This is a genomic window from Kitasatospora nipponensis, assembly GCF_039528135.1.
GTDB lineage: Bacteria > Actinomycetota > Actinomycetes > Streptomycetales > Streptomycetaceae > Kitasatospora > Kitasatospora nipponensis.
On record NZ_BAAALF010000028.1, the window covers coordinates 8,006 to 8,862 of the forward strand.

Sequence of the window (857 nt, forward strand, 5' to 3'; positions counted from 1 at the left end):
CTGACGGGTGATCAGGTGGTCCATCGATCCGTCGGAGAGTCGGCCGGTCGGGCCTGCGGTCCGGTGATCGAACGTGCGGTCGGTGAGTCAGTGGGTCGGTGGGTAGGTCGGGTGGCCGTCCTGACGGCAGCGGTCAGCGGGCGGCGGGTGCCGCGACGGCGGCCGGCGCGGCGCCCAGGTGCCCGCACAGGCTCCCCAGCAGGGCCTCGAAGGCGATCGCGGCGGCGTTGTCCGAAGCCCGCTCGCGGTCCCAGGCGAACCGCACCAGCAGGTCGTCGCCGTGCGAGGCGGAGACGGCGAACGGGGCGGTGAGCGGGCGCCCGGCCAGGTGGCTCTCCCGGCCGGCGGCCGCGCCGAGCACCAGCGGCGGGCGGCGGTGCAGGTCCTCGAAGGTCAGCAGGCCGTCCAGTGCGCCGGTCCAGGCGGCGCCGGCCGACCGCGCGGCGTGCACGACCTCGTCGAACGGGGTGTCCGCGTGGTCCAGGTCGTCCCACCAGGCGGCGCTCAGCTCGGCGAGCCCGGTCGGGCCGGCGGTGGCCGGGTGGGCCAGTGTGTTGAGGAAGCAGCCCAGCACCGCCGGCGCGCCGGGCGGTCGGCCACCCCACGGATAGCCCAGCGCCAGTGCGCGCTCCGGGCCGAAGAGGCTGCGGGCGGCGGCCGAGACGGCGGCCAGCAGGGCGGGGAAGACGGCGCCGGGGGCGGCGCCGGTGGCCGCGGGCAGCCGGTGGCTCAGCATGCCGCTGGGTGCGGGGTCCTCGGCGCCGGGCGCCGGTGGGCCGGCCGGCGGCTCGGCGGGCACGGTCGGGGCGGCGCCACCCAGGCCGCCCGGCCCCCCGCCCCCGCGCGCGGAGGGCGCG

At 79.6% G+C, this 857-nt stretch carries 1 pseudogene; it reads right to left on the minus strand.

Annotated elements, in window-relative coordinates:
- Positions 1–133: 133 nt before the first annotated feature.
- Positions 134–857: pseudogene (locus ABD323_RS10975) on the minus strand (hypothetical protein); the annotation flags it as partial.